We start from the raw sequence: 4,914 nt of genomic DNA on the forward strand, positions 1-4,914 counted from the left end.
CAGCTCGGCCACCCGCGCCGCGGCCGTGGCCGTGGCCGGCGTGAGCCGGTGGCTGGTGCCGAGCACGACGGTCGGCCCCACCCCCAACTCGCGCCAGCGATCGGCCAGGAAGCTCGGATCGGCCCCCCGGAAGGTCTGCACGGCGGCGTCCGGGTCACCGATCAGGACGATCTCCACGCCCTGGGCAGCCAGGATCCGCAGCAGGCGCGCGGCCCCGGCGGTCAGTTCCTGCGCATCGTCGACGACCACCAGGTCGAGGTCCGCGACGACCCCGGCCAGCGCCTCGGGATCGTCCTCCAGCAGGTCGCCGGCACCGGTCAGCAGCCAGGAGGGGTCGAAAGCTCCCGGTCGCGACAGGGCCGTCACCTGGTCGTACTCATCGAGGACCCGGGCTGCGGCCACCCAATCCGCCCGCCCGTGCAAACCCCCGAGCTCAGCCAGGCCAGCCGCGTCCACGCCATACTCGACCGCTCGCATCAGCAGGTCGCGCAACTCGGACCGGAAGCCGTCGGTGCCCAGCGCCTCCTCCTGGTCCGCCGGCCACGCGGGGGCGGTCTCGGGGTCGGCTCGATGGCCGGCGAGCAACTCTCGCAGGATCGCGTCTTGCTCGGGTCCGGTGAGCAAACGGGGCGCGGGCGCGTCGTCGCGGATCGCCGCCCGACGCAGGATGCCGAACGCCAGTGACGGGAAGGTCCGCGCCAAGGGCTCGCGCGTCGTCGCACCGATCCGTCGGGTCACCGCATCGCGCACGCGGGCAGCCGAGCGCCGGCTCGCGGCGATGATCACGCACCGATCGGCGCCGACCTCGCCTGAGGCCACCCGACCGGCCACGATCACCACGGCCAGCGACGTCTTACCGGTGCCCGGTCCGCCAAGAACGCGCAGCAGAGGCCCGCGATGCGCCACCGCGCGCGCCTGATCGGCATCCAGGGCGAGCAGCCCGGGAGCGAGCGAAGGCGACGTCGACGGCATACGGCGATTTCACCACGGGCCACCGACAGGCGGCCCGACCAGGCACGTTGTCGACCGGCTCAGCCCGTCGGCGCCACGATTGGCCGCTCTGCGGCCCAGGCGGTGATGCCCCCTGCGAGATCGGTCACGGATCGATAGCCGAGGTCGCTGAGGGTCGCGACCCCGCGCGCCGACCGGCCTCCGGCGGCGCAGTAGAGCACGAGGCGGCGATCGCGGGGCAGTCCGGCTGCAGCGAGGTCGCCCAGCGCGATCAGGCGCGCCCCGGCGATCACCCCGGTCGCCCACTCCGCCGGCTCGCGCACGTCCACGAGCAGCGTCTCGGGGTCGCTCAGCGCGGTGACCAGGCCCGTGACATCGAGTCGCGGGCGGGACTGGTCGGCGACAACCTCGGGGGCGGACACCGGCGCGGTGATCGTCCGGTGGTCACCGCACAGCGCGCACTGCGGGTTGGCACGGACCGCAACGGTGGACCAGGTTGCCGCCAGGGCATCGTGGACCAGCAGCCGCCCGATCAGCGGCTCCCCCAGGCCGGAAAGCAGCTTGATGGCCTCGCTCGCCTGCACCGAACCGATCGCCGCACACAGCGAGCCGAACACCCCGGCCTCCGCGCACGACGCGACGCTGCCCTCAGGGGGCGCGGCCGGAAAGACGCACCGATAGCAGGGCCCGTGCGGCGGCCACCAGACGCTCACCTGGCCGTCGAACCGCAAGATCGACCCCCACACGTGCGGCCGGCCGGTCAATGCCGCCGCATCCGCGACGACATAACGCGTCGCGAAATTGTCCGCACCGTCCACGACGAGGTCGTAGCTGCCGATCAACTCGACCGCATTGGCCGCGTCGAGGCGCACCGGGTGCGTCTCGACGCGCACGAGTGGGTTGAGGGCGAGGAGTCGGGCGGCCGCGGACGCGACCTTCGGCATACCGACGGAGGCCGTGTCGTGGAGGAGTTGACGCTGCAGATTGCTCTCGTCCACGACGTCGTCGTCGACGATGCCGATGGTGCCAACCCCGGCGGCCGCGAGATACGGGGCCGTGACCGACCCCAGTCCCCCGGCGCCGATGACGAGCACCCGGGCGGCGATCAGCGCGTCCTGCCCGGCTGATCCGAAGCCCGGGAGGAGCAGTTGGCGGGCATACCGGCGGCGCTCCTCGCCGGTCATCGCGCGACCGGAACGCTCGGCTGCACTCGACATCTCGTCCACCTTACTGGCTGGTATCGTGCGCCTCTATCCCCCTCCCACAAACGAGAATGTGAGTTCCATGGCGCGCGATGCGGATGCGAGGGTGACGACGCGCGGACAGCGACTCCCCCGGATGCAACGTCGAGCCCAACTCCTGGAGGCCGCGCAGGCAGTCTTCGTCGAGAAGGGTTACCACTCGACCGGAATGGAAGACATCGCCGAGCGCGCCGGTGTGTCCAAGCCCGTTCTCTACCAACACTTTCCGGGCAAGCTCGAGCTCTACCTCGCCGTGGTCGACGTGCACACGCAGGCGCTCGTCGATGTCGTGGAGTCGGCGCTGAGGAGCACGGACAACCACAAACAGCGCGTGTATGCCGTTGTCGAGGCCTTCTTCGATTTCGTGGCCCGCGAGGACTCCGCCTATCGCATCGTCTTCGAGTCGGATCTGGTCGAGGTCGCCTCGGTGCGCGAGCGACTGGACTGGTCTCTGCAGGCCTGCACCGAGGCCCTGGCCCGGCAGATCGTCCTCGACACCCAGCTGCCGATCGAGGTCGCCCGGCTGGTCGCCCAGGGCTTGGTCGGTCTCGGCCAGGTCTCAGCCCGGGCATGGCTGAAGGATCAGGCCCTACCCAAGGAGCTTGCCGTGGGCATCATCGGCCGGCTCGCCTGGCGCGGCGTCGGCGGTCAGCCGGTGCGCTCGGCCGAGTCGGCCGACTGAGCAGGAGCCGACTCGCAGGCTCGGGGACGACCCCCGGACCGGGCGGAATCTCCACCTGGCAAAGTGTGTTGCCCAACCAGAAGACAAGCGGAGCCTCCGCCCCCCGAGCCCGAGAAGGTCATATGGAAATCAAGATCGGCATCGCGAATGTCGCGCGCGAGGTCGTCATCGAGCCCGAACTCACCGCGCTCGAAGTCGAGCAGGCGGTCACCGAGGCCGTCAGCTCCGGCGGCGCGTTGCGCCTCGAGGATGCCCGCGGGCGGGTCGTGATCGTCCCGGCCGCCGTCATCGGCTATGTCGACATCGGTGAGTCCGCCAAGGGCCGCGTCGGTTTCGGCACCTGATCGGACCGCTGGCGTTGTGGGGCAGGGCCGACGGCCGGGTTACCCGCCGAAAAGTTGCCCGGTCCGCCTGCCGGAGAAATAGACCTACGCGTGCAATTGTTGGTTCTTGGAGCGAGCCGGATAGTCCGGATCGCCAGTCGCCCGACCGGCGACCTATGAAAGGAGCGGCGACGTGCTCACCGCAATCATCGGCGCCATCATCGGTGGCCTCATCATCGGCGCGCTGGCGCGTCTCGCCTTGCCGGGCAAGCAGAACATCAGCATGGCCGTCACCATCATCATCGGCATCCTCGGGTCGCTGATCACGACCCTGATCTTGTCGACCGTCTTCGACTACAAGAACGCCAGCGGCGGCGCCCCGTGGCTCGCGTGGCTGATCAGCATCGCTGTCGCCGCGGGCCTGATCGTCGCCTATGGCAACTTCGCGGGCGGCCGGCAGATCCGCCGCTGACTCTGCGCATCGAAGCGGCCGGCCCGATTCGGGCCGGCCGTTTGCTTGTGGTTCTGCCGCCGGGTCCCGGTCAGGCCGAAAGGCCGAGGCGCGCCATCCGGTCCGTATGCCGTTCGGCCAGCCGCTGGAACATCTCGCCCAACTGGGCGAGGTCGAAGCCCGGGCCGCCGAATCTGCCGCTGAGCAAGGACGCGAGCGACGCCCGTTCCGCGGCCACCCGCTGAGCCTGGGACAGGGCCTCCCCCATCAACCGCCGTCCCCACAGGGCCAGCCGCCCGCTGACCACCGGATCGGCGATCAGCGCCACGCGAGCGATATCGAGCAGTTGGTCGCTGCGCACCTGATCGTCGAGCGCACGAAGGATGACCGCGCGCGAGGTGGGATCGACATACGCCGCGATCTCGCGGAAGAAGTCGGTGGCGATCCCGTCACCGACATACGCCTTGACGATGCCTTCGAGCCAATTGCTGGGCCTGGTCCGCTCGTGGTAGGCAGCGAAACTGGCGACATAGGGCGCTACGGCGTCCTCGGGATCGACGCCGAGTTCGCGCAGGCGGCCGGCGAGCAGGTCATAGTTGCCGAATGCCGTCATCGCCAGGCGCGCCAGTTGCTCGCGGCCGGCCAGCGTGGGCGCGAGATCGGCATCGGTCGCCAGCCGCGAGAACGCGCTGATCTCGCCGTATGCCAGCACGGCCAGCACGTCGCCGACCGCCCCACGGAAGGCGAGGTCGTCCAGGGGGTCGGAGGGCACGTGCGAAAGCGTACTGCCCGAGGGGCGGTAGAATCGGTCCGACAGAAGGTGCCCGGTCGGCACGAATCCTGACAACGTCGGCGCGTCGCCGGCAGCCGCAGCGAGTCTCGCTGCCGAAGAAGACCTCCGATCGGCTCCACGCCCGTGGCATCCCTTGCGATGTCCCCAAAGATCGAGGATTTTCCTTGTCAGAGAAGACTTTTGCCGATTTCGGCGTCCACCCGGACATCGTCGCTTCGCTCGCGAAGCACGGCATCGTGGCTCCCTTCCCGATCCAGGCAATGACCCTGCCGGTCGCGCTCTCGGGTCACGACATCATCGGCCAGGCCAAGACCGGCACCGGCAAGACGCTCGGCTTCGGCATCCCGATGCTGCAGCGCGTCGCCGTCCCCGGCGACGCCGCGTATGACGCCCTCCCCGCCCCCGGCACGCCGCAGGCGCTCGCCGTGGCTCCGACCCGCGAGCTCGCCGTCCAGGTCGCGGCCGACCTCGAG

At 70.2% G+C, this 4,914-nt stretch carries 7 protein-coding genes; 4 read left to right on the top strand and 3 right to left on the bottom strand.

The window, feature by feature from the left end:
- Together PKH97_RS13590 and moeB are read right to left on the bottom strand one after the other, a co-directional pair.
- Nucleotides 1–972: UvrD-helicase domain-containing protein (locus PKH97_RS13590; RefSeq protein WP_324388064.1), on the bottom strand; the 972-nt coding region annotated here is incomplete at its 3' end.
- A gap of 59 nt (nt 973–1,031) precedes the next feature.
- Nucleotides 1,032–2,168: a molybdopterin-synthase adenylyltransferase MoeB gene (gene moeB, locus PKH97_RS13595; RefSeq protein WP_324388065.1), complete on the bottom strand. Its 1,137-nt coding sequence runs from the start codon at nt 2,166–2,168 to the stop codon at nt 1,032–1,034.
- Between the two features lie 121 nt (nt 2,169–2,289).
- Between moeB and PKH97_RS13600 the strand changes: the two genes are divergently transcribed.
- The 3 genes from PKH97_RS13600 to PKH97_RS13610 all read left to right on the top strand — a co-directional run bounded on the left by PKH97_RS13600 (nt 2,290) and on the right by PKH97_RS13610 (nt 3,669).
- The gene (locus PKH97_RS13600) at nt 2,290–2,874 is read left to right on the top strand and encodes a TetR/AcrR family transcriptional regulator (RefSeq protein WP_324388066.1); all 585 of its coding nucleotides are present in this window, start codon (nt 2,290–2,292) and stop codon (nt 2,872–2,874) included.
- Between the two features lie 122 nt (nt 2,875–2,996).
- The gene (locus PKH97_RS13605; RefSeq protein ID WP_324388067.1) at nt 2,997–3,218 is read left to right on the top strand and encodes a DUF3107 domain-containing protein; all 222 of its coding nucleotides are present in this window, start codon (nt 2,997–2,999) and stop codon (nt 3,216–3,218) included.
- Nucleotides 3,219–3,390: 172 nt separating this feature from the next.
- Complete coding sequence (locus tag PKH97_RS13610) at nt 3,391–3,669, top strand: GlsB/YeaQ/YmgE family stress response membrane protein (protein WP_324388068.1); 279 nt, start codon at nt 3,391–3,393, stop codon at nt 3,667–3,669.
- 70 nt (nt 3,670–3,739) lie between these two features.
- On the opposite strand, the gene PKH97_RS13615 is transcribed toward PKH97_RS13610, so the two are convergent.
- On the bottom strand, nt 3,740–4,420 hold the full coding sequence (locus PKH97_RS13615; RefSeq protein WP_324388070.1) for a ferritin-like fold-containing protein: 681 nt from the start codon (nt 4,418–4,420) through the stop codon (nt 3,740–3,742).
- A 185-nt stretch (nt 4,421–4,605) separates the two neighbouring features.
- Here PKH97_RS13615 and PKH97_RS13620 point away from each other — a divergent pair.
- The coding region (locus PKH97_RS13620) for a DEAD/DEAH box helicase (protein WP_324388072.1) at nt 4,606–4,914 on the top strand (309 nt) is incomplete at its 3' end.

The sequence above is a fragment of the Nostocoides sp. genome (assembly GCF_035343835.1).
GTDB lineage: Bacteria > Actinomycetota > Actinomycetes > Actinomycetales > Dermatophilaceae > Nostocoides_A > Nostocoides_A vanveenii.